We start from the raw sequence: 23,121 nt of genomic DNA, 5'->3' as shown, positions 1-23,121 counted from the left end.
AAATGGCACGCAATCATAAACGTGGATGGATCATCGGCATCATTGTTGCCATCTTAGTGCTGGTTGGCGTCTATCTCGTCGCCGTCATGCCGCGAATCAGTGTTCAACAGCAGAGTGAGCAAATTGCGACGAAAGCCGCCAATCTCACGGAAACAACCGATTTTATGACCTTTCATCGCCAACAAACGTATTACACGGTTGCCGGGCGCAATCGCCAGAATCAATCGGTCTATGTTGTGATCAATGGTAAGACGGGTAAAATCAAGACATACTTTGGTAAAGATGGCCTGTCCAAATCGCAGATCAAAGCACGAGTCCAAAAGAATTACCGTTATCGAAAGATTTACGGGATTAATTTAGGCTTATCGCAAGGAAAACCGGTTTGGGAAATTGTCATGAAGAATCAAAATAACAAGTTGAGCTATTTATTGCTTAATTATCATAATGGCAAGCAAGTTAGTTTAATCGATAATTTATAAGTTGGGAGCAAATCAAATGGTACAAAAAATTCGAATTATCGACGCGAAAGATCACGTCGATGAAGAGGTCAAGATCGGCGTTTGGCTAACTGACAAACGTTCGAGTGGCAAGATTTCTTTCTTACAGCTACGTGATGGGAGTGCTTTTTTCCAAGGTGTTGTGGTTAAGAGTCAGGTCTCAGAAGAGGTCTTCGAACTGGCGAAGAGTTTACATCAAGAAAGCAGCTTCTACGTCACAGGGGTGATTCATCGTGATGATCGTTCTCACTTCGGCTACGAAATCGAAGTCAGCAACCTCGAACTAGTCGGGGAGAGCGAAGGTTATCCAATTACACCTAAGGAACACGGCATTGACTTCTTGCTCGACGAGCGCCATCTTTGGTTGCGTTCAAAACGGCCATTTGCAATCATGCAGATTCGTAATGAAATGATTCGTGCCACATATGAATTCTTCAACCAAGAAGGTTTCATCAAGATTGATCCGCCAATTTTGACAGGATCTGCTCCTGAAGGAACAACCGAATTGTTCCACATCGAATATTTCGACAGTGATGCTTATCTTAGCCAGAGTGGGCAGCTCTACATGGAAGCCGGGGCACAAGCTTTCGGTAAAGTCTTCTCATTTGGACCAACTTTCCGTGCTGAAAAATCTAAAACACGTCGCCATCTGACTGAATTCTGGATGATTGAGCCCGAAATGGCCTTCACGACGCAAGAAGAGAGTCTGCAAGTTCAGGAGCGTTATATTGCCTATCTCGTCCAAAGTGTGATCGATAACTGTGCTTATCCATTGCAATTGTTGGGACGCGATATCGAAACGCTCAAGAAATACACCAAGTTACCTTATCCACGGATCAGTTACGATGACGCCATCAAGATGTTGCAGGATCACGGCACCGACATCCAGTGGGGCGCCGACTTTGGTGCACCCGATGAAACTTATATTTCAGATCAATTCGAGCAACCGGTCTTTGTACTCAACTACCCCATTGCAATCAAGCCATTCTACATGAAGCCACATCCGACACGTGATGACGTTTATTTGTGTGCTGACTTGTTGGCGCCTGAAGGTTACGGCGAGATTATCGGTGGTTCCGAACGTGAAACTGACTTTGATGCGCTAGAAGCTCGTACTAAGGCAGCTGGTTTGAACGAAAAAGATTATGAATGGTACTTAGACCTTCGTCGCTTCGGTAGCACGCCACATTCAGGTTTCGGTCTCGGCTTCGAGCGTGCGATTACTTGGATCTGTCACCTTGATCATCTGCGCGAGGCGATTCCATTCCCACGTATGATCAACCGTATTTATCCATAAATTTAAATTAGTTTTACGCTAAAGGACAAGGTCGATCGAAATGACCTTGTCCTTTGAAATTAGATCATTCCTATTAACTCATCAAAAGGACAGTGAACAGATGTCTAAACTGACTTTCAATGACTTCATTGGTGCACCACAAACGGTCATTGCCAATCAAATCTTGGATCATTACGCTGAACTTGGCATGTCGGATACCCAATTGGCTATTTTTTTACAAATTATCAAATATAGCCAACATGGCGAAAAATTTCCGAGTCCCGCAGACCTGGCAGGCGTTGTCAAACATCCAGTCAGTGAAGTTTACCAAGCGTTGCAACAGATGACACAGAAGAGCTTTATCGCGGTAACGACTTCGATTGACCACGATCAACACATCGATCAGTATGATGTGGCGCCCTTCTTTGAACGACTCACCGGTTTGCAAGATGATCAAGAACAAGTCGCTAATTTTCAACAGCAACAGGCAGATATCACCAAACTTTATCAGGAAGTCGAAGTCGAATTTGGTCGTCCTTTGTCACCGATTGAGATGGAAACCATCGATGGTTGGCTGAATCGCGATCACTTTTCAACGGAAATTATTCGTTTAGCCTTACGTGAGGCGGTTCTTAATGATGCGCGGTCGTTTAAATATATTGATCGCATCTTGTTAGACTGGCAGAAGCGACAGATTAAATCTGCGGCAGACTTACAGCACTACAAATCCAAGTTTCAGTAGTCGGTTTTCGGAAACAATATTCAGAAATCGAGGGTGAGAAAATGTTGAATCAAGCTCAGACCAAATGGGCGGTTGAAGCAATCATGAAGCTTTATCCTCACGCACGACCGAGTTTAGATGCGCGAACGCCTTTTCAAATCGCGGTCAGCGTCTTACTCAGCGCCCAGGCAACCGACGTTTCGGTGAACAAGGTGACGCCGATACTCTTTGCTGCGTTCGAAACACCAGCAGACTTTGCAAAGGCGACACCGGAAGCAGTCGAACCTTACATTAAATCAATTGGCTTGTACCACAACAAGGCCAAACATATCGTGGCACTCTCACAAAAATTAGTCAGCGATTTTAATGGCGAAATTCCGCACACAATGGCTGAATTAACCTCATTGCCTGGAATTGGGCGCAAATCCGCCAGTGTGATTCTCGGCGACGCATTTGGTGTACCTGCGTTCGCAGTCGATACACACATCACCCGAATTGCAAAGCGACTGCGGATCGCCAAAGACAAAGATTCCGTCCTACAAATCGAGAAGAACATCACCAAAGCCTTACCAAAATCAGAATGGATCGACGGGCACCACGCCATGATTTATTTCGGTCGGGAAGTCTGTTCGGCCAGACAACCACACTGTGCAACCTGTCCGCTGCTAAAAATTTGCGCACATGGACAAGCTGTGATGGATAGGGACTAATTGATTTATTCTTTTAGATGTAAACAAATAGCCACACACATACGTTTGAAGTATGTGTGTGGCTATTTGTTATCTATTAACTATTATCGGCTGGTCGGTGGCATAACTTCTGTGAAGCTGCTGCTAGACGACGAGGAACTTTTGACGGGCTCGCCCGAACTAGAGGAACTGGATTCGATCTGGCTTGAGCTCGATGATTCACTGCTTGAGCTTGATAAACTTGATGATTCAGTGAGACTTGATTCTGAACTTGATGAGCGACTTACACTCGAAGAGCTGCTTGTTGAGGCGCTGGATGAACTCGACTCATCCTCATCTTCGTCTTCCGGCTGATAGCCGCGAATGTAGAGCTCATTGCCACTTCGGACAACTGAACTAGGCATTGTCCAATCCGTGTTGCTGACATTCTCGCTAAGGTCGCTCATTAGATAACGGTACAAACGTGCGGGGATTGATTGAGAAGTGCCTGAAACACCTTGTTCGCTCGATTTGTCATAGCCTAGCCAAATCGCAATCGCGTAGTGTTTTGTGTAACCTGCAAACCATGAATCTTTGGCAGTTCCGCTCAACATTGGGTTCTTGGCAAGTTCTTCATCAGAATAATCAGTTGTTCCGGTTTTACCCGCTTGGTAGAGGCCTGCAATCTGTGCCCGTGTCCCGGTGCCCGAGCTGATGACATCCTTCAAGATATCGGTGATCATATAGGCAGTCGAACTCTTCATGGCCTGTGAACCCGTCTCTTGGTCATAGTCATGTTTAATATTATCAGGCGTGATAATCTGGGTGATATATTGTGGCTTATAGTAAGTTCCACCGTTGGCAAACGCGCTAAAGGCAGCCGCAACTTGCAGACTAGAAACATCCGAACCAATACCAGCCGACAATCCAGCATTAGCCGGAATCGTAATGCCTAAACGCTGGGCAAATTGACTGGCACGATTCAAACCCACTTCCTCCAGGGTCCGAATCGCAGGGACGTTCCGAGATTGGGTGAGGGCATTGCGCATCGTCATCAGACCGTGGTATTGATGGTCCCAATCGTACAGTTGGATATTGGTGCCGGGGTAAATATATTTAGAATCGTCCAATTTATGGTCGGTTGACCAGTTCAAATATTCAATCGCAGGCCCGTAATCCATAATTGGTTTCATCGTTGAACCATTGCTACGCGTTGTCTGTGTCGCATGATTCAGTGCCATTTGAACGTTACCCACTTTGCGATTTCCCACCATGACCACGACTTTGCCTGAACCGGGCTCAACAATCGTGATCCCAGTTTGAATTTTATCATCAGGAAAAGTGACGTCGGTGCCGTTAACGAGGTTATAAGCTTTTTTCTGAGCCGAGAGATCCAAGGTGGTCTTAACCGTTAAATTATCTTGATAGGGATTGTAGCCCTTCTTCTTGACCGCTTTGATGGCTTCCTGAATATAACCGTCTGCAAGCAAAGCATTATCCGCGGAAGCCGTCTGTGTTGATTTCGGCTTCAGTCCATCGGCAATCGGCGTGTTAATCGCTGTTTGAGCGTCGGTCGCTGAAATCTTCTCGTTTCGTAGCATGGCGTTGATGACAATATCACGACGTTTCTTCGCCAGGTCTGGATGCGCGTAGGGATCGTAGTTAGAAGGCGCATTGGGGATCCCAGCAATCAAGGCCGTCTGTGCGAGTGTCAGATCTTTAGGTGACTTGCCATAGTAGTAACGCGAGGCCGTGCCCATACCATAAACGTTGTTGGCCATGAAGACCATGTTGATATAGTATTCCAGAATCTGTTCCTTCGAATACTTACGTTCTGTTTGAATGGCCAGCCAAGCTTCTTGAGCCTTGCGTCGTAATGTTTGGTCAGACTTAGCAGTTGAGAAATAGGCCAACTTGATTAATTGTTGGGTCAGCGTACTCCCACCTTGTGGATTGGAGTCACGATGAGTCAAATTATAGACAGTAGCGGAAGCAATTCGGATGGGGTCAATCCCAAAGGGTTCCGTGTAAAACCGTCGATCCTCGATAGAAACAACGGCATCCTTCAGTTGTTGCGGAATCTCCGGCCCGGTTAAATTGGTCCGATTCTCGCCTAGACGGGTGATCTGGGTGCCATCGCTGGCAAGAAAAACAGTTGCGCCACCACTGACGAGCTTGGATTCTTTCAATTCGGGCGTATCTTTGACATAGTAGGCGAAAAGGCCGATTCCAAAGGCGAGTGCGGCAACGATGGCAATCATTAACCATTTAAAAATAAGACGCCAGATCGGTTTACGTCGTTTCGGGCCTTTTTTTGAACGTTTGGAACGGCCCGATTTTGATGAAGATGCGGCAGTCTTGGACTGTTTTCTTTGTTGTGCCATTCGAGATTCTCGCGTCATATTATTCTGCGACATGATAATCACCTAAACTTTTAATAGTTTTGTTTGCTTGTATTGCTTAATCTAATCTGTTCAATTCACAACGGTATTACTGTTGATCAACGTTTCGCAGTCGTGATCAACTGATCGACGGCATCCAGATAATTCAGTGCCGGTTGAAAGCCAGCAGGGATTTCGTAACCCGTCTTTTGAATCGTTGTCAGCGGGATTGACTTACGACCTGTGGCTTGTTTACCCCAGTACTCAATCAACAACGAGGCCGGCGTCAGAAAATAACGTTCCAAAGTTGTGAAACGCATGATTGTGAAACAGATGCCGTCTTGTGCCAAGCAGTTACGAAAATGGTTGACCTGGTGTTGATGGAAATTTTTCAAAGGGAATGACGCCTTGTTCGTTGTCTCTTTCGCTTCGAAGTCGAGGTAATAACCGCGATAGACGCCATTATAATCCGTCGTTGAAGCTTGACGAAAATAAGCTTCGCGAATCACGGCTTGACTTCGTTGCGGGTAATCAACTTTTACAATCTGAATCGGCGTGGGTTTCTTATAAATAACCGCGCGTTGATGCAGACGATAATAATCATTACTCGCATTAATCGTTTCTTCGAGGGACATTCCGCGTCCACCGAAAACGACACTGTCACGATGATGAGGCTTTGTGTTAGACTGAAGATGATCGCTAGCAGATAAAAAGCGACGACCATCTGGATAGTTAACTGTCATTTTTTCACTCTCCATGCCCACATTATACCAAATCAATGGTTAATTAACTCATCAGAAAGGTTGATATTATGTTAAGAAGACTCTGGCTGACGGGATATCGCGGTTATGAGCTGAACATTTATCAAGAGAAGGACCCAAAACTTACCGTAATCAACTACGCCTTAAAAAACGCCTTGAAAAGTTATCTAGACGATGGTTTAGAGTGGGTGATCACTGGCGCGCAACTCGGTGTTGAGCAATGGGCGATGGCTGCCGTTAACGACTTAAAGCTAGACTATCCAGAATTGAAAATTGCGGTCATGCTGCCATTCGCGGAATTTGGCAAACAATGGAATGAGAAGAATCAGGCTCAACTGAATCAAGTTTTAGCAAAGGCGGATTTCACAGGGCAGGTTTCTCAACGACCGTATCAAAATCCGAGCCAGCTGAAAAATTATCAAACCTTTATGAGTGAGCACACCGATGGGGCGTTGCTACTCTACGATCCCGAATCACCGGGTAAGCCGAGCTATGATTATGAATTTCTCCAACAAAAGATCGTGCGTGATCCTAATTACCAGTTGCAGTTGATCGACTTCTACCAACTACAGGACGAGGCGGAAAATCTGAGTGAGCAACAACGAGATGATTGGTAGTCAATTCGGTAAAGGTGTAAAAAGTTTTAAAGATTCTAGTAAATTCAAAAACAGTTTTTGCTTTTCTGTCACTTTTTGTTATACTTGATTTAACGCGTTAAAAGTTTAATGAGGTGCTGATGATATGGAAAAATCAGAAGAAACACGCGAACTGGCGCTTAACTTCACACCAGAAGATATCGTTAATAAAGATTTCAAACAAAAATATCGTGGTTACGATGCTGCCGAGGTCGATCCTTTCCTCGACAAAATCATCCAAGATTATGAAGCGTTCAACAACCGCATTAAAACCTTAGAAACTGAGAATCAACGTTTGGTGACAAAGGTAGATGAGACCTCACAACAACCTAGTCCAACGTCGACAACAGTGACAGGGTCAGCCAACAACGTGGTTAAGAATACAACGAACTATGATATTCTTCGCCGACTGAGCAACTTGGAGCGTCATGTCTTTGGTGAGAAGCAAGCCGAGATCATCGCCAACAAACCAGCGAACACAAGCACTATTGCGCGTCGCTCTACTGGTGCTTCTCTGACTGAAGGCGAGCCACAATCAACGAACAAACCCGTTGGTGACTCAACCGAGAACAGTTGGTTGAATCGGTTTTAATTAATTTTAGTGAATCATTGGTAAATTTCGAGTAATCGCGGTCGGTCTTGAACCGGCTGAGGAAAGTCCACGCTCGCACAGGCTGCGATGCCTGTAGTGTTCGCGCTTAGCCCAATAAGCTAAGGTACTTCTTCGGAAGTAACGGCAGCCTATTGACCTAACATCTTTGGATCATGGTCAAGGCTTGAAGGTGCCACAGAGACGAATCATTTGCGAAAGTGAATGAATGGAACGGGTAAACCCCGCGAGCGAGCAACCCAAATTTTGGTAGGGGAGTCCTACGGCGGCAAATGAACCTAAAGTAGGAGCGGTAGCAGATAGATGATTACTGATGATCGAGATTGCCTAGTCTCGGTCGGAACAAAACGTGGCTTATAGAAATTTACCAAGGCAGAGGGTTGAGACATTTCGTCCCAGCCCTCTTTACATATTCAATAGATTCTTTAAACATAGCGACAACAAGAATGGAATGGAGTGGATCAAATGAAATACCAATTGATCGCGACGGTAGCCGCAGGTTTTGAATCAGTTGTTAACACCGAATTAAAGGACCTCGGCTATCGGACCACCGTTGAGAACGGTCGGGTAAACTTTGAGGGGGATGAGCATGACATCATCCGGACGAATCTTTGGTTGCGCGTCGCCGATCGGGTCATGATTGTCGTTGATAGTTTTCGTGCCGACGATTTCACTGCCTTGTTTGATCAGGTGAACGCGATTCCGTGGGAGAATTATTTAGCCATGGACGCACATTTTCCAGTGACTGGCCGTTCCGTCAAGTCGAAGCTCCATAGTGTGCCCGACGTTCAGTCGATTACAAAAAAAGCGATTGTTTCTCGTCTGCAAGACATTTATCATCGGCGCACACGTTTGCCAGAAACAGGTGCCACAACCAAAGTTGATGTGCGGCTGCTGAAGGACCGTGCAGAAATCCTGATCGATACAACCGGTGATAGCTTATTCAAACGAGGCTACCGGATCGATCATGGTGAAGCACCTTTGAAGGAGAACTTTGCCGCTGGATTGATTGCATTGACCCCTTATCGTGCCAACGATCCATTTTTAGATCCAATGACAGGTTCCGGGACCATTGCCATCGAGGCAGCCTTAAAAGCAAGAAATATTGCGCCTGGCATCAAGCGCCATTTTGCCTTCGAACAATTCGCCAGCTTTAATCCACAATGGTTGTTAGATGCTCGTGCTGAGGCTCAAGCCGCAATTAAGCAAGACATTGAGCTGACCATCATGGCTAACGATATCGATCAAAGCATGATCGACTTGGCAAAAGTCAACGCCAACGAAGCAGGGGTTCTTCATGACATCCAGTTCAAGCAACTGGCCGTCAAAGATTTCAAAACCGACCTGAAGAACGGCATCATCATCGCAAATCCACCTTATGGTAAACGACTCAATGATCAGCAAAAAGCTCGCGAAATCTATCGAGATCTCGGCAACGCCTTCAATTCATTGACAACTTGGAGCAAGTACATCCTAACCAGCGACATGGAATTTGAACGTTTCTATGGCCAACAAGCCACGAAACGCCGCAAACTATATAACGGTTACCTTCGAACCGATCTCTTCCAATTCTGGGGCAAACCTGATTACAAATCTTCTAAAAAATAAAGGCCAACCAAAATCACCTCACATTCGCCCAATTCAGGCGGTGTGAGGTGATTTTGGTTAAACAGACTATTTATCCAATAGATCGAGAAAGCTAAGATAAGTTGTGTGCTCAAATCAAAATGATTTTAATAAAAAATACACAAAGAGTTGTTTTAAAAAATATAATGTTAACATTAGTTTTTAATCGATTACAAAAGGGTTTTGTTTTGGATTGTTATCGTGAAAAAATGTTGAAAGGAGGCAAGAAATGATTATTACCATTTTAGGACTTATTTTTGCTGTGGTGGGGGCTTTTGAGATTTATATGGTTTACAAAACGACTCACCAGATCGAGTCTGGTCAAGTCAAAACAAAGAATGCCTTCATGCCAATGGCAATTTGGACAAGTCTAGTTGCTGGAATTCTAATGCTAGTCATTGGATTAGCCGGTGTTGCTGGGCTGTTTGGCCGTTTTTGACCGAGTTAGCATAACTTTGATTTTAGATTCATCACACAAAAACCGATGCTTCGGTCTGATTGCACGATGAAAACTGAACCCCCGATATTGGATTTGGTCCAACATCGGGAGGTTCAGTTCAACGACGCAATCTTTCGGAGGCATCGGTTTTTAATTTGTGGCTAGATAAAGTGATTGTGTTTCAATCGATAAATGATATAAATGCTAGGAATAATTGTGATCACAATTGTGAAAATCCAACCCCAATCCTTGTCGGCGAAGGGGAGGAAGGTGTTCATACCATAAAAGCCGAAAATAATCGGCGGAATCATCAAGACGACTGAATAAATCGTCAAGACTTTCATGACATTGTTCAAGTTGATATTCAGCAAATTATTATAGGTGTTCGAAACTTTATCAACGATGTCAGAATTCAGTTCCAGCATCTCTTGGACCTGTTTGGCTTCGACTTCGATTTCTGCAAGATGCGCAATCGTGCGTTGATCTAACTTCAAACGGGTGCCTTGACCAATCAGCAAGCGCAATTGGGAGATCGTAATCAGATTACCATTGGCGGCGGTCAAAAAGTAAGTTTGGTTTTTACTGAGGTCGGCTAGGTTGAAGATCTGCTTCGAGCTACTATGATGATGCAACTGTTCTTCGATATTAGCCCGTAATTCACCCATTTGTTGAATATAGTCGAAATAATCAGTTGTCACTTGGTAAAGTAGATCGAAAACCGCATCCCAGACGCCCTGTGTTTGATCTGCGGCCGTCAACGAGTTGACTTCATCGAGAATAAAACTGGTTTGATCCGTCACGAAGACAATCAACTGATTGTGATGAATGACTAGGCTGATTGGCTGAATAACTTTATGCGACTCACCCGTAACCGCCAGAGACAAATTATAGACGATCAACCAAGTTTCGGTGAATTCGTTATATTCGACCCGTGCACGTTCAACAGGGTCCGCTACGTAGGCAAGAAATTTATCGGTTAAATGATAATTGACCTTCAGTGCCCGTCGATCTTGGTCATCCATGTTGGTGACAGCAATGACTTGATTGTTTGCTTGTGTCAATGGACTCACTCTAATCATCTGTGCAATCGCGACCTCCTTGAAATGAAGACTAGTGAAATAGCTGTTTACTTCGTGATTAAATTCAACACGAGGAAAACAGCTAAGTCATCTTGATTTAGTTACATTTTGTCCCAATCACGACCCCAGATAAAGGCCATGGCGTTTTCACCCGTGTGGACACCCACGACTGGGCCAATGATACTGCCTTCGAAAGTCACATTAGGGAAGCGTTTAGACAGATCGTCGATCCAAGCTTGTTTGGCTTCAGGCGCGTTGGCATCAAAAATAGTCGCACGGACCGGATAATCGACGTCTTTGATGGCTTCACCAAAATGGCTCGCAATCCATTCATAAGCGCGTTTTGCTTGGCGCTCTTTGGCAATCGCGGAAATTTCACCTTTACCATTGTGATCGACATCCATGCCCAAAATCGGTTTGATTTTCAACAGGCCGGCAACAAAACTCGAGGCATTGCTTAAGCGACCGGTACGGCGTAGATGTTCGAGATCGTCGACCATGAATAAAACATGAGTGGTCTCGCGGAGTTCATACAGTGCTGCCATGATTTCCTCAGGCGTCTTGCCTGCAAGTGCCATTTTACCGGCAAGCAATGCAGCATAAGCGGTGCCAGCACATGTAATATGTGTATCAAATGGATAAATTTTGAGCCGCGTTTCGCGTTGGGCATAGGCGGTTAAATTCTCGTAGAATGAACTTAAACCACTAGAAATTACTGGCATAATCACCGCCTCGTAACCTTCCGCGACTAATTGCGTAACCAGTTCTTCGGTCTCACCAATTGATGGTTGAGAAGTCGTTGGCAAAACTGAGTCGGTTCGTAATCGTTCATAGAATTGGACTTGGTTGATATCAATCATGTCGCGCAGCGTTTCGTCACCCCACAGAATCGGGATAGGCAAGACATGAATATGATATTCTGCTGCTTGTTCAGGTGTAAGATAGGTGGCACTGTCGGTAATAACCGCAACTTTCATAATGTAGACCCCTTTACAATCAAATCTTTTAAATTCTAACATAGATTTCTAAAATCCTCAATTGATGGCGTTTTAGCCATAGATTGCCTGCCGGGCCAATTGATGTGCGGCATGATTGGTTCGATCTGAAATCAATTGTATCAAGAATAAGGATAATTGATCCGTCAGACGTAAGATCTGATCGGTTTCGACCTGATAGTGTTTCGCATAACGTTTCTCTAAACTGTCTTGAACAATCTGACTATCGGTTTGTAAGATCACAGTTTCCTGTGCGACTGCCGGATAATTCGTCACTAGCATTTCAACGGCTGCTAAGACCGCCATGAACTCAGCATGATGATTATCTTGATAGGAGATTTGACGTGCAACGCGATGATCAATCGAACGATTCGTGTTGTGTATGATGAAGCCAATCCCAGCAAGCCTTTTTTTGGCATCCACCGCCGCATCTGTCGTTAACCAAATCATATCTGAACCTCCTGTTTAAAGCTGAAAGTTTTATTAAAGGGACATTGAAGCGCCACCGACCATTTCAAAATTAGGTATACTAGTCAAAGAAAGCTGCTTCAAGCATTCGGCAACATTTTGAAGAACATTCACCAACTTTTACATAAGTCTATGATAAGATAATTAGGTGAGGAAAAACATGTCTAAAAAAAATAAAATTTACTGCCAACCATTAACTTTAAATCGACTCAATCTTTGGCTATGGGTCACTTGTTTATTATTTCTAGCAATCATCTTACAACTTGAAAAGACGGACAGTGTCAGCTGGATCGGAGTTGGCTTAGCCGTTTTATTTGTCGTCTTGACGGGCTATCTTTTCTTGAGCAGCTTCATCCGAATCGATCCAAGAACGAAAATCATCGACGCGCACTATCCGTTTAGCCGCCAACCTCTGGTATTGATGCCGGCTCAAATCGTCTCAATCAAACAATCTCCGCACAGTCTACAAATTGAATTACAACATCAGATCAGTTACCGTTTCTGGATGACCCACAAGAAGCGTCAGCAGCTGATCGACATCTGGGAAGGTCAATAATACATGGAAGATATCGAAATTGCACAACAAAATACTCCTGAACCAATTGAGAAAATCGCCACCAAGATTGGTTTAACTTCGGATTTGATCGAGCCTTATAGTCACGACAAAGCCAAACTCTCGATGGCTGCACTTCAACAACTGAATCAAAATCCGGCAGGCAAATTAGTCCTAGTGACTTCAATCAACCCGACGCCAGCAGGTGAGGGCAAGTCAACCGTCACCGTCGGTTTAGCCGATGCTTTGCAACGACGCGGTCAACATCCTGTCATTGCCTTGCGTGAACCTTCTTTGGGTCCAGTCATGGGAATGAAAGGTGGTGCCACAGGCGGTGGCTATGCTCAAGTCATGCCGATGGCCGATATTAATTTGCATTTTACTGGCGACATGCACGCTTTAACTGCAGCCAACAACACCTTAGCCGCATTGATCGACAATCATTTACACCAAGGGAATGCGCTGAACATCGATCCGAAACGGATCGTTTGGAAGCGTGCCTTAGACATCAATGATCGTGCCTTGCGCGAAACGGTGATCGGATTGGGTAAGCCGGCCAATGGCGAAATGCGCCAAGATGGTTTTGACATTACGGTTGCAAGTGAGATGATGGCCGTCTTGTGTCTAGCCACTGATCTTGAAGACTTGAAAAAGCGCCTCGGTCAAATTTTGATTGCCTACACCAAGGATCGGCAACCTGTTTTCGTTCGCGATTTAAAAGTTGAAGGTGCCTTAACTGTCCTACTGAAGGACGCCATCAAGCCTAATTTGGTTCAGACGCTTGAACACACCCCAACCATCATTCACGGTGGACCATTCGCAAATATTGCCCATGGCTGTAACAGTATTCTGGCAACAGAAGCGGCCATCCATGCGGGAAATTATGCCTTGACTGAGGCTGGCTTCGGTGCCGACTTGGGTGCTGAGAAGTTTCTAGACATCGTGACGCCACACTTATCCAAAGCACCGGACGTGATTGTTGTTGTCGCCACCATCCGCGCTCTGAAGTACAATGGTGGCCAAGCATTGGCAGAACTCAATACCGAAAACACACGTGCCTTAGAAAAGGGATATCTCAACCTACACCGCCATCTGCAGAACATGCAACGTTATGGCATACCTGTCGTTGTTAGCATTAACCGTTTCACCACCGATACCGAGAATGAATTGGCCGTCCTACAAGATTTGATCAGTCAAGAAGGTTTGACCAGTGCTGTTACAGATGTTCATGAACGCGGTGGCGAGGGTGGTCTAGATTTAGCTGATTTTGTCATTGAAGCTGCGACTGAGGAGCAATCAGACTATACGCGACTTTATCAAGATGACCGACCTGTCCTGGATAAACTCACGACCATTGCACAAGAAATTTATGGTGCGAAAGATGTAGAACTCACTAGCAAGGCGAAACAACAACTTCGCTTGATCGAAAAAAACGGCTGGGATGCAATGCCAATTTGTATTGCTAAGACACAGTATTCATTCTCTGATCAACCTAAACTTTTAGGGGCACCGTCTGGTTTCACGTTGACCGTGCGCGATCTGATTCCTAAACTCGGTGCTGGCTTCATTGTCGCCTTAGCTGGCAATATCTTGACCATGCCCGGATTACCGAAACACCCCGCTGCTGAGAAAATTGACATTGATCGTAACGGCCATATTACTGGGCTTTTCTAAATTACAGCCAGACAAAACACCATTCGGCGAAATTTTGTCGGAACAGTGACGTTGGTGAAGGAGAAAATTATGCGTATTTTGATTATCTTGATTGGACTCGCCGTCATGGGTGCCGATCAACTTTTAAAAAATTGGATTACGAACAATGTCAGCTATGGTAGCGCGGATCAACTGCTGCCTGGTGTTATTTCATTGACAAAAATCCATAACTCTGGTGCTGCTTGGAGCATGCTAGAGGGAAAGACTTGGTTTTTCTACCTCGTAGGTGCCGTTGCCTTAGTGATTCTAATTCCGCTGCTCGTTCAAGCCTATCGTAAAAAAATGAGCTTGGTCTATTTCAGCGGTTTAATCTTAATTATCGTCGGCGCGATCGGCAATTTGATTGATCGCGTCATCAATGGCTACGTTGTCGACATGTTTCAGTTAGATTTTATCAACTTCCCAATCTTTAACGTTGCGGATCTTTCATTGACCGTCGGCGTTATTCTCTTATTTATTTACGTGATTTTTTTGGATCGAGAAGAAGAGGTGACGAAGTCGAAATGAGTGATTATCAAGCGACGGTCGAAACGGAAGATCAGCAAGGTCGCGTGGATAAAGTCATTGCGCTGCTGATACCAGAGGTGAGTCGTTCTCAGGCACAGAACGCCATCAAGAACCAGCTAGTCACGGTAAATGGGCAATTAGTCAAGGCCAAGACACTCGTCAAGGTTGGCGATCTGATTTTGGTTCATTTACCTGAACCAGAGCCCATCGAAGCAGCGCCTGAACCGATGAATCTCGATATTGTTTATGAAGACGACCAAGTGATTGTGGTCAATAAGCCTCAGGGAATGGTTGTGCATCCCGCACCGGGGCATACGCATGGCACGTTGGTCAATGGCTTATTAGCACACGGCCAGCTCTCATCGATCAATGGCAAGATTCGTCCTGGCATCGTTCACAGAATTGATCGTGACACGTCTGGGCTATTAATGGTGGCTAAAACCGATGTTGCTCATCAGAGTCTGTCCGCACAATTGAAAGCCAAAACCAATCTGCGCGAATATTTGGCATTGGTACATGGCGTTATCAAAGAAAATCAGGGGACGATCGATGCGCCAATTGCCCGTGATCCTAAGAATCGTCAGAAACAAGCAATCGTCGCCGGTGGTCGACATGCCGTGACCCATTTTGAAGTGGTTGAGCGCTTCGAAGGCTTCACGTTAGTTCGTTGTCGATTGGAGACAGGCCGAACGCATCAGATTCGAGTTCATTTCCAATATATTGAGCATCCGGTCGCTGGTGATCCGCTCTACGGGCCTAAGAAGACATTAGCGGGTAACGGACAATTCTTGCACGCCGCGAAGTTAGGATTCACACATCCGACAACCGGTGAGTGGTTAGCTTTCGAAGCACCGTTACCACCAATCTTCGAAGCAACACTTGCTCGTCTGCGTGCCGAGACTCAACACACAACGAGTGGTGATCACAGTAAACGAGGTGAGCAGGGTGCTCTTTGAAACAAACCGATTGATCATGAGAGATCCACAAAAATCTGACTTCGCAGCTTATTTCCATCTGGTTCAAGACGAACAGGCCACAGCTTGGGGGGCTTTTGGTTATCAGCGGCCACAAACACTGACAGAAGCCAAGTCATCCTTCGAGAAATATTATCTCGATCCGCTTCTAGGATGCGCCGTTCTTGACAAAACTAACCAACAACTGATTGGCGTCTTGACCATGATGTTCAGTGAATTTCTCGGAACATGGGAAGTTGGTTATATTTTCCATTCCGATTATTGGCATCAGGGTTTGGCAACCGAAGCGACTCGCGGTGCGTTGCGCTATCTCTTCGAGGAACAGTCAGCACCCTATGTTTTTGCAGAGTTAGTGGCAGAAAATCAGGCCTCAGAGCACGTCCTTCAACGTTGTCAGTTTACCTACGAAGGTCTAGCTAGGAACGCTTTTAATTTGCGTGGCGTCTTACGCAACCAGAAGCGTTACGGTATGACAGCTGCTGAATTTCAACAACTCCGTGGATCTCACCAGATTTAGCCTCACTTCAAGTCAGTTTGAAGGCATGAAAGTTGCGGATCCAATTAGATCGTCAGCAATCAACAATCAAGATGACTGTCCTCGACCAATTTTTAGATTGACATTCTTAAACGCATTCTCTATACTTAGACTAATCTATCCTTTAACTTGGTCCCGTGAGGCTAAGAAGGTATTCAGACTTGTCGACAATTCAGCTAATTATCGAAACAACGAAGGATAACTCGAACCTCATGATCAGTATTAACACTGATGCATGGGGTTCTTTTTTTAGGATAAAAAAACAAAAGGAGTAAAGGCTATGGCAAAAGTCATCATGGATTCAACGGCAATGCAGCGTGCGTTGACGCGTATTACTTACGAAATTATCGAACAGAATCGGGGGCTCGAAAACTTAGTCATTGTCGGCATCGAAACACGTGGTGCTTATCTGGCGCAGCGAATTGCGCAGCGAATCGCGCAACTCGAGGGCTCGCAATTACCCGTCGCTGACTTGAATATTACGAACTATCGTGATGATCGCCCCAATAAGTCGGCCAGCATTACCGCCAAGATCGATTTACCAATCACAGGCAAAAACATCGTTCTCGTCGACGATGTACTTTACACAGGACGAACGATTCGAGCTGCACTCGACGCTATCATGGATAGTGGCCGACCACAAAAGATCTCACTCGCCGTGTTGATCGATCGTGGTCACCGCGAATTACCTATTCGACCAGACTTTGTCGGTAAAAACATCCCGACATCTCACGAAGAATCAATTAAAGTGATGGTCAATGAAGTCGACTCACTGGATCAAGTCGTTCTGGATTAAAACAACTGACGCATTACGCGGCACGAATCGGAGGATCCGATTTAATTGCGGCCACTTGTTCCCAATGACACGACTTCAAAAATCGGTTAAGGTGACTTTTGCTTTTATATCATTCACAGACAATCATAAAAGGAGAGAATTAATCCATGCCAACAGTCAACAAACATGATGCAGATTTTGTATTAGATATTCAAGATAAGCCTAAATTTGGTGCTTGGGTCGCCTTATCGATTCAACATTTATTCGCCATGTTTGGTTCAACCGTGCTTGTTCCCATTCTTGTTGGTCTCGACCCAGGAATCGCGCTGTTCAGCTCGGGCGTTGGCACGCTGCTCCATATTTTGATCACCAAGCGGAAGATTCCAGCCTACATGGGTTCTAGCTTCGCCTTCATCATTCCGATGCAGGCACTGATGAAAACTGCAGGGTACCCCGCGATTTCTCAAGGTATTATTTCTGTCGGTCTCGTCTATCTCATCGTGGCCCTAATCGTCTCACGCTTTGGAACTGGTTGGATCGATCGTGCGCTACCACCAATCGTTGTCGGTCCAATCGTGATGACCATTGGTTTATCCTTGGCTTCATCTGCTGCCAAGGATGCAACCGTCAATACGCAGGGTCACTATGACTTGAAGGTATTAGCTGTTGCGATGTTAACGCTCTTGATTACCATTGGTTTCAATATGTTCCTCAAGGGGTTCTGGGGTGAGATAGCAATCTTACTGGGTATCATCGTGGGCTATCTGATTGCATTATTTTTCGGACTGGTTAATTTAAAACCCGTGATGACTGCACCGTGGTTCAGATTGCCCAACTTCGAAATTCCATTCGTTAATTATCAACCGAAACCATACTGGGGTGCAATGCTAATGATGGCACCAATTGCCTTCGTGACGATGACCGAACACATGGGGCATATCATGGTCCTCAACGGTTTGACCAAGCGGAACTTCTTCAAGGATCCCGGTCTTCATCGAACATTGACGGGTGATGGGATGGCTTCGATCTTTGCCGGGCTTGTCGGTGGTCCTGCAATTACCAGCTACGGCGAGAATATTGGCGTCATGGCAATTAATCGAATCTACAGCGTGTACGTTCTGATCGGTGCTGCCATTTTTGCAGTCATCTTCAGCTTCATTGGTAAATTAAGCGCACTGATCCAGAGCATTCCCGGAGCGGTCTTAGGCGGCATTAGCTTCCTGCTGTTCGGTGTGATCGCTGCCAGTGGCTTACGCATCTTGATTGAAAACCAGATTGATTTCAATCGGCGCCGCAACTTAATGATTGCTTCCAGTGTCCTAATTATTGGGATTGGCAACGTCACACTACAATTAGGCAGTTTTCAATTCACAGGTGTCGCATTGGCAACCGTCATTGGTATCATCTTGAATCTCGTCTTGCCACAACAAGCAGCTAGTGAACGGCCGAAAGAGTCAACCGCTAATTAACTTCGAGGAAACAATGATTCACGACTTATCGGAAGATTTTAGTTGCGGCACAGCGTTATGATATGCACTCAATTTATTTCATCATCAATTCGACAAGCATCAATAATAATGAGTTTAAGCTCGGAAAGATTGATCATATGAAAAGATATCTCATTCTAGAAGATGGCACCGTATTTGCCGGGGATGCCTTTGGTGCAACCATCAATACCACAGGTGGATTAGCACTCTACACTGGTGCGACTGGCTATCAAGAAGCCATCACTAATTACAGCTATACTGGCCAAATTCTGGCCTTTACTTACCCTCAACAAGGTAACACAGGTATTAATCGCGACGATTACGAGAACATTACCACAGCGCTTAAAGGTGTCGTGATCGGAGAGGGCTATCCATTAACTAGCCACTGGCATGCGCAAATGACGTTGGATGCTTTTTTAAAGGCACAGCGCATCCCTGGATTGATGAACGTGGATGTTCGCCGATTACACCGACACATTGCCGAACATGGCAATATGAAGGCAAGTCTAATGGATACGCATGACGAACATGCACACGATCAGATCAAGGCCTTGGTGATCCCGAATAATCAAGTCAGCCAAGTCTCCACCAAACAGCCTTATCCTAGTCCCAACGTTGGTAAAAACGTTGTTGTTCTCGACTTAGGATTGAAGAATACCGTCTTACGTGAATTATCTAAGCGTCGTTGCAACATTACCGTTTTACCTTTTGACACGCCTAGTTCGCTGATTGAAACACTGGCACCAGATGGGGTGCTGATCAGCGACGGTCCTGGCAAACCCGAGGCGCTGGTTAAAACGATCCAAATCGTTAAAGAAATTCAGGGCCATTATCCAATTTTTGCAATCGGTCTAGGTTTCTCAGTCGTTGCCTTGGCCAATGACGTCTCTGTTGAGACAAGGCCAATTGCACAACATCAAATCAACTTGGCTGTACAAGAAAAGATCACCGGTATCACAAATTTCGTCGCGCAGAACAGTGCTTTTAGCTTGAGCAAAAACGATAACTTGAAAGATTTGCTGGCAACTTTTGTAACGGTCAATGGTGATGAAGTGGTTGGTTTTCGTCATCGTTATTTGCCAATCTACGCGGTTAATTTTGACCCAGAAGCGGCCGCTGGACCGAAAGATGGTGGCCATTTCTTCGACGACTTCATTGAATTAATGGATGCGGCCATTGCTCGTCATAGGAGGGAAATCTGATGGTTAGACGAACTGATATTAATAAGATTCTCGTCATTGGCTCGGGTCCTTTTGTCGTTGGACAAGGCAATGAGTTCGATTACCTTGGTGCCGAGACGGTCATGACTTTGGCGAACGCTGGTTATCAAGTCATCCTCGTTAATTCTAACCCGGCGACGACGATGACTAGCCCACACGCGAATGTCCGCGTCTATCTCGAGCCCTTAACGGAGAAATTCCTGACGGAGATTCTACGTAAGGAACTACCTGATGCGATTCTAGCAACCGCTGGTGGTCAATCTGCGGTTAATTTAATTATGGCACTGCAAGATCAAGGGATCCTCGATCAACTCAAGGTGAATCTGATTGGTTCTAATTTGCAAACCCTGCGTGCTGCCAGCGATAGTCAGGCTTTTGAAACCATTCTCAATCGGTTGCATTTACATGTCAACCCAACCCTAACGCTTTCATCGATCGAGCACATCCCACAAGTTATCGAGCAACTCGGCTGGCCAATCATGGTTCGTCCAATTCAGTCCATCGGCGGAACCGGTGGGGGATTAGCCGATGACGAAAACGCCCTGACCGAAATTGTCGAACGCGCTTTAGCACTATCGCCGACCCATCAAGTCACGGTCACAAAGAGTCTCTCTGGCTTTAAGGAGCTTGAATTTGAAATCTTACGCGACCAAAGCGATCAGGTCAGTGCGATTTTTAATTGCGAACAATTAAATCAAGTTGGCATCCATTCCGGCGATTCAATTGCCTTTGCGCCGATTCAAACACTGACCGACCGCGAATTTCAACGATTGAGAACTGCGGCGATCAACATTACCCGTCAACTCAACGTAATCGGCTCCTGCAACGTCCAGTTTGCCGTGGATCCAGCCACAGGTGAATTCTGGGTATTAAAAGCGACCCCAAGACTCGGCCGAATGAGCGCTTTTACCGCGAAAGCGCTGGGCTATCCTGTCGCAAAAGTTGCCGCCTTATTGGCAGTTGGTCAACAACTCACCGAGATTCCGCATCCCTTCGAAGCTGGGCGCACCGCACTCGTTGAACCTGCCTTTGATTACGTTGCCTGCAAACTCCCACGCTGGCCTTTCGATCGTATCTCTGGTGCTGATCGACGCTTGGGGCCGGAGATGAAATCAACTGGCGAAGTGCTGATCCTTGAGAGCAATATTGAGGCCGCCTTGTTAAAAGGCATTCGCGCCTTGGATCAGGGCATCGATCACCTAGGGCAATCCAAAATTGCCGAGCTGAGTGATGAAGACTTAACGATTGGTTTGATTTATCCGACTGACATGGAGATTTTTTACTTAGCAGAAGCTTTGCGTCGTGGTTACTCGATCGACGACCTACACCATCTGTCTAAAATCGATACGTTCTTCATTCAGAAGATCCAACACATCGTTAGTCTCGAAGCAACCCTCCAGGATAAAAAGGGGGACCTCGAAACACTGGCACTTGCGAAAAAATACGGCTTCTCTGATCAGAAGATCAGTCAACTCTGGGAGATCACACCCACACAATTGGCCGCGCTTCGGCATGAAGCCGATATTCGCGCAGGCTTTCAAGAGCTGAACGCCATTGCTAGTTCGCCACTGGTCAAATCCCATCAATATTTCAGCACATTTGCGACGACCAACGAGGTGACACCAGCGTCGAATAAAGAACGCGTGTTGATCATTGGTTCCGGTCCCGCGAGAATTGGACAGGGGAGCGAAGTGGATCACGAGACCGTCCAAGGCTTATTAACACTTCGTGAGTTAGGTTATGAAACAATTTTATTGAACAATAATCCAGACAATTATTCCACAGACGTTGGTCTTGCAGACACCTTGTACAATGCACCCATCAACCTCGAGGCCGCCTTGGCTGTGGCTCAAGTTGAACAACCGAGCTATGTCATCACTCAGCTTGGCGGTAAATCAGCCAGCAAGTTGACTGATGGCATGATTGAAGCTGGCTATCAGATTTTAGGACCATCTTCAGCCGCCTTAGAACAAGTTCATCAGCCCGCCCAACTACAGCAGTTATTGACGAAGCTTAATTTTCAAGGGCCAAATGTCTGCGAGATTGTCGACCAGGCAATGCTCAAAACCAACTTGGCAACTGAAGACGCCTTGCCATATCCGATTCTGATCCATCCCAACCCGCAACACGTCTTCTCACCAACGGAAGTTTTGAATTCCCGCGAAGATCTTGCGAAATACATGCGTTATTTCCAAAAAGATACGTTGAATTTTCCATTTACCGTTCGTGAATTCTTACGCGGCGATAAATATGAAGTCGATGCGATCTATGATGGTGAGCACGTACTGATTACCGGTGTACTTGAACATTTGGAACATTCCAGCCTGCATTCGGGGGATGCAATGACAATTACACCACCGCAGAATTTGACTGAGGAAACGCTCGTCGCGATGGAACAAGTCTTTCTGAGCGTTGGTCAAGAACTACAGACGTCCGGCTTCATGAACATTCGTTTCTTGGTACGTGACCATCAGCTCTACGTCCTCGCGATCGATCTCAAGGGCAGCCGCAACTTAGCGTTTCTTGACAAAACGACCGCGCAACGCGTCGTTGCAATTGGCGTCAAAGTGCTAACGGGCATCTCACTTAGTCAACAAGGCTTTACACAAAATCAGTCACTGCCGATGCATAATGTGCACGTCAAGATGCCTGTTTTCTCATTTACAAAGCTTAATAAGCGCGAAAAAGTCACCGCGACTCAAATGAAGACAACGGGCGAAGCCATCGGGACTGATCTCACCTTCGAAAAGGCCCTTTATAAGGCTCTAGAAGCTTCCAGACAACCATTGCCAGGATATGGTCGTATCCTCTTCTCTGTGGCCTCACACGACTTGGAAAAGGGGGCTCAGATGGCACAACGATTCAAGCGTCTTGGCTATCAGATCGTCGCCACTGCCAAAACCGCCGCAAGTTTCCAGAAAGCAGGACTCGTCACCGATCTTGTTCATGAAATTGGGGGCAAACGTCCAAACATTGCCACGGAAATTAGCCAAGGTAAAATCCAAATGGTGATTAACACCGCAGAATGGCGTGGCCCTGTGAGCATCTCAGGCGCGATGTTACAAGAAGTCGCCGTCATGCATCACGTTCCGCTGATCACAACAATGGATGAGGCCCATGCAATCCTAGTCGTGCTTGAATCACGAGCATTTGCGATTGAACCGATTGGAGACTAACGACGCTGTAGATTATGACTATTAT

The 23,121-nt window shown here is 45.7% G+C and carries 21 protein-coding genes, 1 other RNA gene and 1 pseudogene; 18 read left to right on the top strand and 5 right to left on the bottom strand.

Annotated elements, in window-relative coordinates:
• Positions 1-2: 2 nt before the first annotated feature.
• From FC15_RS03515 to nth, 4 genes are all read left to right on the top strand, one after another.
• Positions 3-479, top strand: coding sequence for a cell wall elongation regulator TseB-like domain-containing protein (locus FC15_RS03515; protein WP_057824019.1), 477 nt, complete (start codon positions 3-5; stop codon positions 477-479).
• A gap of 16 nt (positions 480-495) precedes the next feature.
• Positions 496-1,794 (top strand): asparagine--tRNA ligase, encoded by a 1,299-nt coding sequence (gene asnS / locus FC15_RS03510; RefSeq protein ID WP_057824017.1) that lies wholly within the window; start codon positions 496-498, stop codon positions 1,792-1,794.
• A 100-nt stretch (positions 1,795-1,894) separates the two neighbouring features.
• Positions 1,895-2,515, top strand: coding sequence for a DnaD domain-containing protein (locus FC15_RS03505; protein WP_162258396.1), 621 nt, complete (start codon positions 1,895-1,897; stop codon positions 2,513-2,515).
• A gap of 41 nt (positions 2,516-2,556) precedes the next feature.
• The gene (nth, locus tag FC15_RS03500) at positions 2,557-3,204 is read left to right on the top strand and encodes an endonuclease III (RefSeq protein ID WP_057824013.1); all 648 of its coding nucleotides are present in this window, start codon (positions 2,557-2,559) and stop codon (positions 3,202-3,204) included.
• A gap of 83 nt (positions 3,205-3,287) precedes the next feature.
• Here the strand turns inward: nth and FC15_RS03495 are convergent, their stop codons facing one another.
• Both FC15_RS03495 and recU read right to left on the bottom strand, forming a co-directional pair.
• Positions 3,288-5,579: a PBP1A family penicillin-binding protein gene (locus tag FC15_RS03495; RefSeq protein ID WP_057824011.1), complete on the bottom strand. Its 2,292-nt coding sequence runs from the start codon at positions 5,577-5,579 to the stop codon at positions 3,288-3,290.
• An 83-nt stretch (positions 5,580-5,662) separates the two neighbouring features.
• Positions 5,663-6,286: a Holliday junction resolvase RecU gene (gene recU / locus FC15_RS03490; protein WP_057824009.1), complete on the bottom strand. Its 624-nt coding sequence runs from the start codon at positions 6,284-6,286 to the stop codon at positions 5,663-5,665.
• A 68-nt stretch (positions 6,287-6,354) separates the two neighbouring features.
• Between recU and FC15_RS03485 the strand changes: the two genes are divergently transcribed.
• The 5 genes and pseudogenes from FC15_RS03485 to FC15_RS03470 all read left to right on the top strand — a co-directional run bounded on the left by FC15_RS03485 (position 6,355) and on the right by FC15_RS03470 (position 9,614).
• Complete coding sequence (locus FC15_RS03485) at positions 6,355-6,921, top strand: SLOG family protein (protein ID WP_057824007.1); 567 nt, start codon at positions 6,355-6,357, stop codon at positions 6,919-6,921.
• Between the two features lie 124 nt (positions 6,922-7,045).
• Positions 7,046-7,393 (top strand): annotated as a pseudogene (gene gpsB / locus FC15_RS03480) (cell division regulator GpsB); the annotation flags it as partial.
• A gap of 161 nt (positions 7,394-7,554) precedes the next feature.
• Positions 7,555-7,911, top strand: an RNA gene (rnpB, locus tag FC15_RS08980) — RNase P RNA component class B.
• A gap of 103 nt (positions 7,912-8,014) precedes the next feature.
• The gene (locus FC15_RS03475; RefSeq protein ID WP_057824005.1) at positions 8,015-9,157 is read left to right on the top strand and encodes a THUMP domain-containing class I SAM-dependent RNA methyltransferase; all 1,143 of its coding nucleotides are present in this window, start codon (positions 8,015-8,017) and stop codon (positions 9,155-9,157) included.
• A 247-nt stretch (positions 9,158-9,404) separates the two neighbouring features.
• Complete coding sequence (locus FC15_RS03470; protein ID WP_057824003.1) at positions 9,405-9,614, top strand: hypothetical protein; 210 nt, start codon at positions 9,405-9,407, stop codon at positions 9,612-9,614.
• Positions 9,615-9,775: 161 nt separating this feature from the next.
• Here the strand turns inward: FC15_RS03470 and FC15_RS03465 are convergent, their stop codons facing one another.
• The 3 genes from FC15_RS03465 to FC15_RS03455 form a co-directional block, all read right to left on the bottom strand.
• Complete coding sequence (locus FC15_RS03465; RefSeq protein ID WP_057824001.1) at positions 9,776-10,693, bottom strand: magnesium transporter CorA family protein; 918 nt, start codon at positions 10,691-10,693, stop codon at positions 9,776-9,778.
• A gap of 101 nt (positions 10,694-10,794) precedes the next feature.
• Positions 10,795-11,670, bottom strand: coding sequence for a DegV family protein (locus FC15_RS03460; RefSeq protein ID WP_057823998.1), 876 nt, complete (start codon positions 11,668-11,670; stop codon positions 10,795-10,797).
• A 72-nt stretch (positions 11,671-11,742) separates the two neighbouring features.
• Positions 11,743-12,138 carry a reverse transcriptase-like protein gene (locus FC15_RS03455; protein WP_057823996.1) on the bottom strand — a complete coding sequence of 132 codons (396 nt, stop codon included), beginning with the start codon at positions 12,136-12,138 and terminating at the stop codon, positions 11,743-11,745.
• Between the two features lie 178 nt (positions 12,139-12,316).
• Between FC15_RS03455 and FC15_RS03450 the strand changes: the two genes are divergently transcribed.
• From FC15_RS03450 to FC15_RS03410, 9 genes are all read left to right on the top strand, one after another.
• Positions 12,317-12,712 (top strand): EbsA family protein, encoded by a 396-nt coding sequence (locus tag FC15_RS03450; protein WP_057823993.1) that lies wholly within the window; start codon positions 12,317-12,319, stop codon positions 12,710-12,712.
• 3 nt (positions 12,713-12,715) lie between these two features.
• Positions 12,716-14,383: a formate--tetrahydrofolate ligase gene (locus tag FC15_RS03445; RefSeq protein ID WP_057823991.1), complete on the top strand. Its 1,668-nt coding sequence runs from the start codon at positions 12,716-12,718 to the stop codon at positions 14,381-14,383.
• A gap of 69 nt (positions 14,384-14,452) precedes the next feature.
• Positions 14,453-14,929, top strand: a complete 477-nt coding sequence (gene lspA / locus FC15_RS03440) for a signal peptidase II (protein ID WP_083479065.1) — start codon at positions 14,453-14,455, stop codon at positions 14,927-14,929.
• Positions 14,926-15,885 (top strand): RluA family pseudouridine synthase, encoded by a 960-nt coding sequence (locus tag FC15_RS03435; RefSeq protein WP_057823990.1) that lies wholly within the window; start codon positions 14,926-14,928, stop codon positions 15,883-15,885. Before lspA ends, FC15_RS03435 begins: the two co-directional genes overlap by 4 nt.
• Complete coding sequence (locus FC15_RS03430) at positions 15,875-16,420, top strand: GNAT family N-acetyltransferase (RefSeq protein WP_057823988.1); 546 nt, start codon at positions 15,875-15,877, stop codon at positions 16,418-16,420. Before FC15_RS03435 ends, FC15_RS03430 begins: the two co-directional genes overlap by 11 nt.
• A 298-nt stretch (positions 16,421-16,718) precedes the next feature.
• Entirely contained in the window at positions 16,719-17,234 is a 516-nt protein-coding gene (pyrR, locus tag FC15_RS03425; RefSeq protein WP_057823986.1) for a bifunctional pyr operon transcriptional regulator/uracil phosphoribosyltransferase PyrR, read from the top strand.
• A 146-nt stretch (positions 17,235-17,380) separates the two neighbouring features.
• Positions 17,381-18,682, top strand: a complete 1,302-nt coding sequence (locus FC15_RS03420; protein WP_057823984.1) for a uracil-xanthine permease family protein — start codon at positions 17,381-17,383, stop codon at positions 18,680-18,682.
• 137 nt (positions 18,683-18,819) lie between these two features.
• Positions 18,820-19,902: a carbamoyl phosphate synthase small subunit gene (locus tag FC15_RS03415; RefSeq protein ID WP_057824115.1), complete on the top strand. Its 1,083-nt coding sequence runs from the start codon at positions 18,820-18,822 to the stop codon at positions 19,900-19,902.
• Entirely contained in the window at positions 19,902-23,096 is a 3,195-nt protein-coding gene (locus FC15_RS03410; protein WP_057823982.1) for a carbamoyl phosphate synthase large subunit, read from the top strand. The genes FC15_RS03415 and FC15_RS03410 overlap by 1 nt, the downstream gene beginning before the upstream one ends.
• The last annotated feature ends 25 nt before the right edge of the window (positions 23,097-23,121 follow it).

The sequence above is a fragment of the Lapidilactobacillus concavus DSM 17758 genome, from assembly GCF_001435835.1.
GTDB classification, from domain to species: domain Bacteria; phylum Bacillota; class Bacilli; order Lactobacillales; family Lactobacillaceae; genus Lapidilactobacillus; species Lapidilactobacillus concavus.
This window is presented reverse-complemented; position numbering and strand designations above follow the sequence as displayed.

Excerpts from the sequence above, each read along its gene's own strand:
- FC15_RS03515 (WP_057824019.1), top strand. The coding sequence starts at position 3 with ATGGCACGCAATCATAAACGTGGATGGATCATCGGCATCATTGTTGCC.
- asnS (WP_057824017.1), top strand. The coding sequence starts at position 496 with ATGGTACAAAAAATTCGAATTATCGACGCGAAAGATCACGTCGATGAA.
- FC15_RS03505 (WP_162258396.1), top strand. The coding sequence starts at position 1,895 with ATGTCTAAACTGACTTTCAATGACTTCATTGGTGCACCACAAACGGTC.
- nth (WP_057824013.1), top strand. The coding sequence starts at position 2,557 with ATGTTGAATCAAGCTCAGACCAAATGGGCGGTTGAAGCAATCATGAAG.
- FC15_RS03495 (WP_057824011.1), bottom strand. The coding sequence starts at position 5,579 with ATGTCGCAGAATAATATGACGCGAGAATCTCGAATGGCACAACAAAGA.
- recU (WP_057824009.1), bottom strand. The coding sequence starts at position 6,286 with ATGACAGTTAACTATCCAGATGGTCGTCGCTTTTTATCTGCTAGCGAT.
- FC15_RS03485 (WP_057824007.1), top strand. The coding sequence starts at position 6,355 with ATGTTAAGAAGACTCTGGCTGACGGGATATCGCGGTTATGAGCTGAAC.
- FC15_RS03475 (WP_057824005.1), top strand. The coding sequence starts at position 8,015 with ATGAAATACCAATTGATCGCGACGGTAGCCGCAGGTTTTGAATCAGTT.
- FC15_RS03470 (WP_057824003.1), top strand. The coding sequence starts at position 9,405 with ATGATTATTACCATTTTAGGACTTATTTTTGCTGTGGTGGGGGCTTTT.
- FC15_RS03465 (WP_057824001.1), bottom strand. The coding sequence starts at position 10,693 with ATGATTAGAGTGAGTCCATTGACACAAGCAAACAATCAAGTCATTGCT.
- FC15_RS03460 (WP_057823998.1), bottom strand. The coding sequence starts at position 11,670 with ATGAAAGTTGCGGTTATTACCGACAGTGCCACCTATCTTACACCTGAA.
- FC15_RS03455 (WP_057823996.1), bottom strand. The coding sequence starts at position 12,138 with ATGATTTGGTTAACGACAGATGCGGCGGTGGATGCCAAAAAAAGGCTT.
- FC15_RS03450 (WP_057823993.1), top strand. The coding sequence starts at position 12,317 with ATGTCTAAAAAAAATAAAATTTACTGCCAACCATTAACTTTAAATCGA.
- FC15_RS03445 (WP_057823991.1), top strand. The coding sequence starts at position 12,716 with ATGGAAGATATCGAAATTGCACAACAAAATACTCCTGAACCAATTGAG.
- lspA (WP_083479065.1), top strand. The coding sequence starts at position 14,453 with ATGCGTATTTTGATTATCTTGATTGGACTCGCCGTCATGGGTGCCGAT.
- FC15_RS03435 (WP_057823990.1), top strand. The coding sequence starts at position 14,926 with ATGAGTGATTATCAAGCGACGGTCGAAACGGAAGATCAGCAAGGTCGC.
- pyrR (WP_057823986.1), top strand. The coding sequence starts at position 16,719 with ATGGCAAAAGTCATCATGGATTCAACGGCAATGCAGCGTGCGTTGACG.
- FC15_RS03420 (WP_057823984.1), top strand. The coding sequence starts at position 17,381 with ATGCCAACAGTCAACAAACATGATGCAGATTTTGTATTAGATATTCAA.
- FC15_RS03415 (WP_057824115.1), top strand. The coding sequence starts at position 18,820 with ATGAAAAGATATCTCATTCTAGAAGATGGCACCGTATTTGCCGGGGAT.
- FC15_RS03410 (WP_057823982.1), top strand. The coding sequence starts at position 19,902 with ATGGTTAGACGAACTGATATTAATAAGATTCTCGTCATTGGCTCGGGT.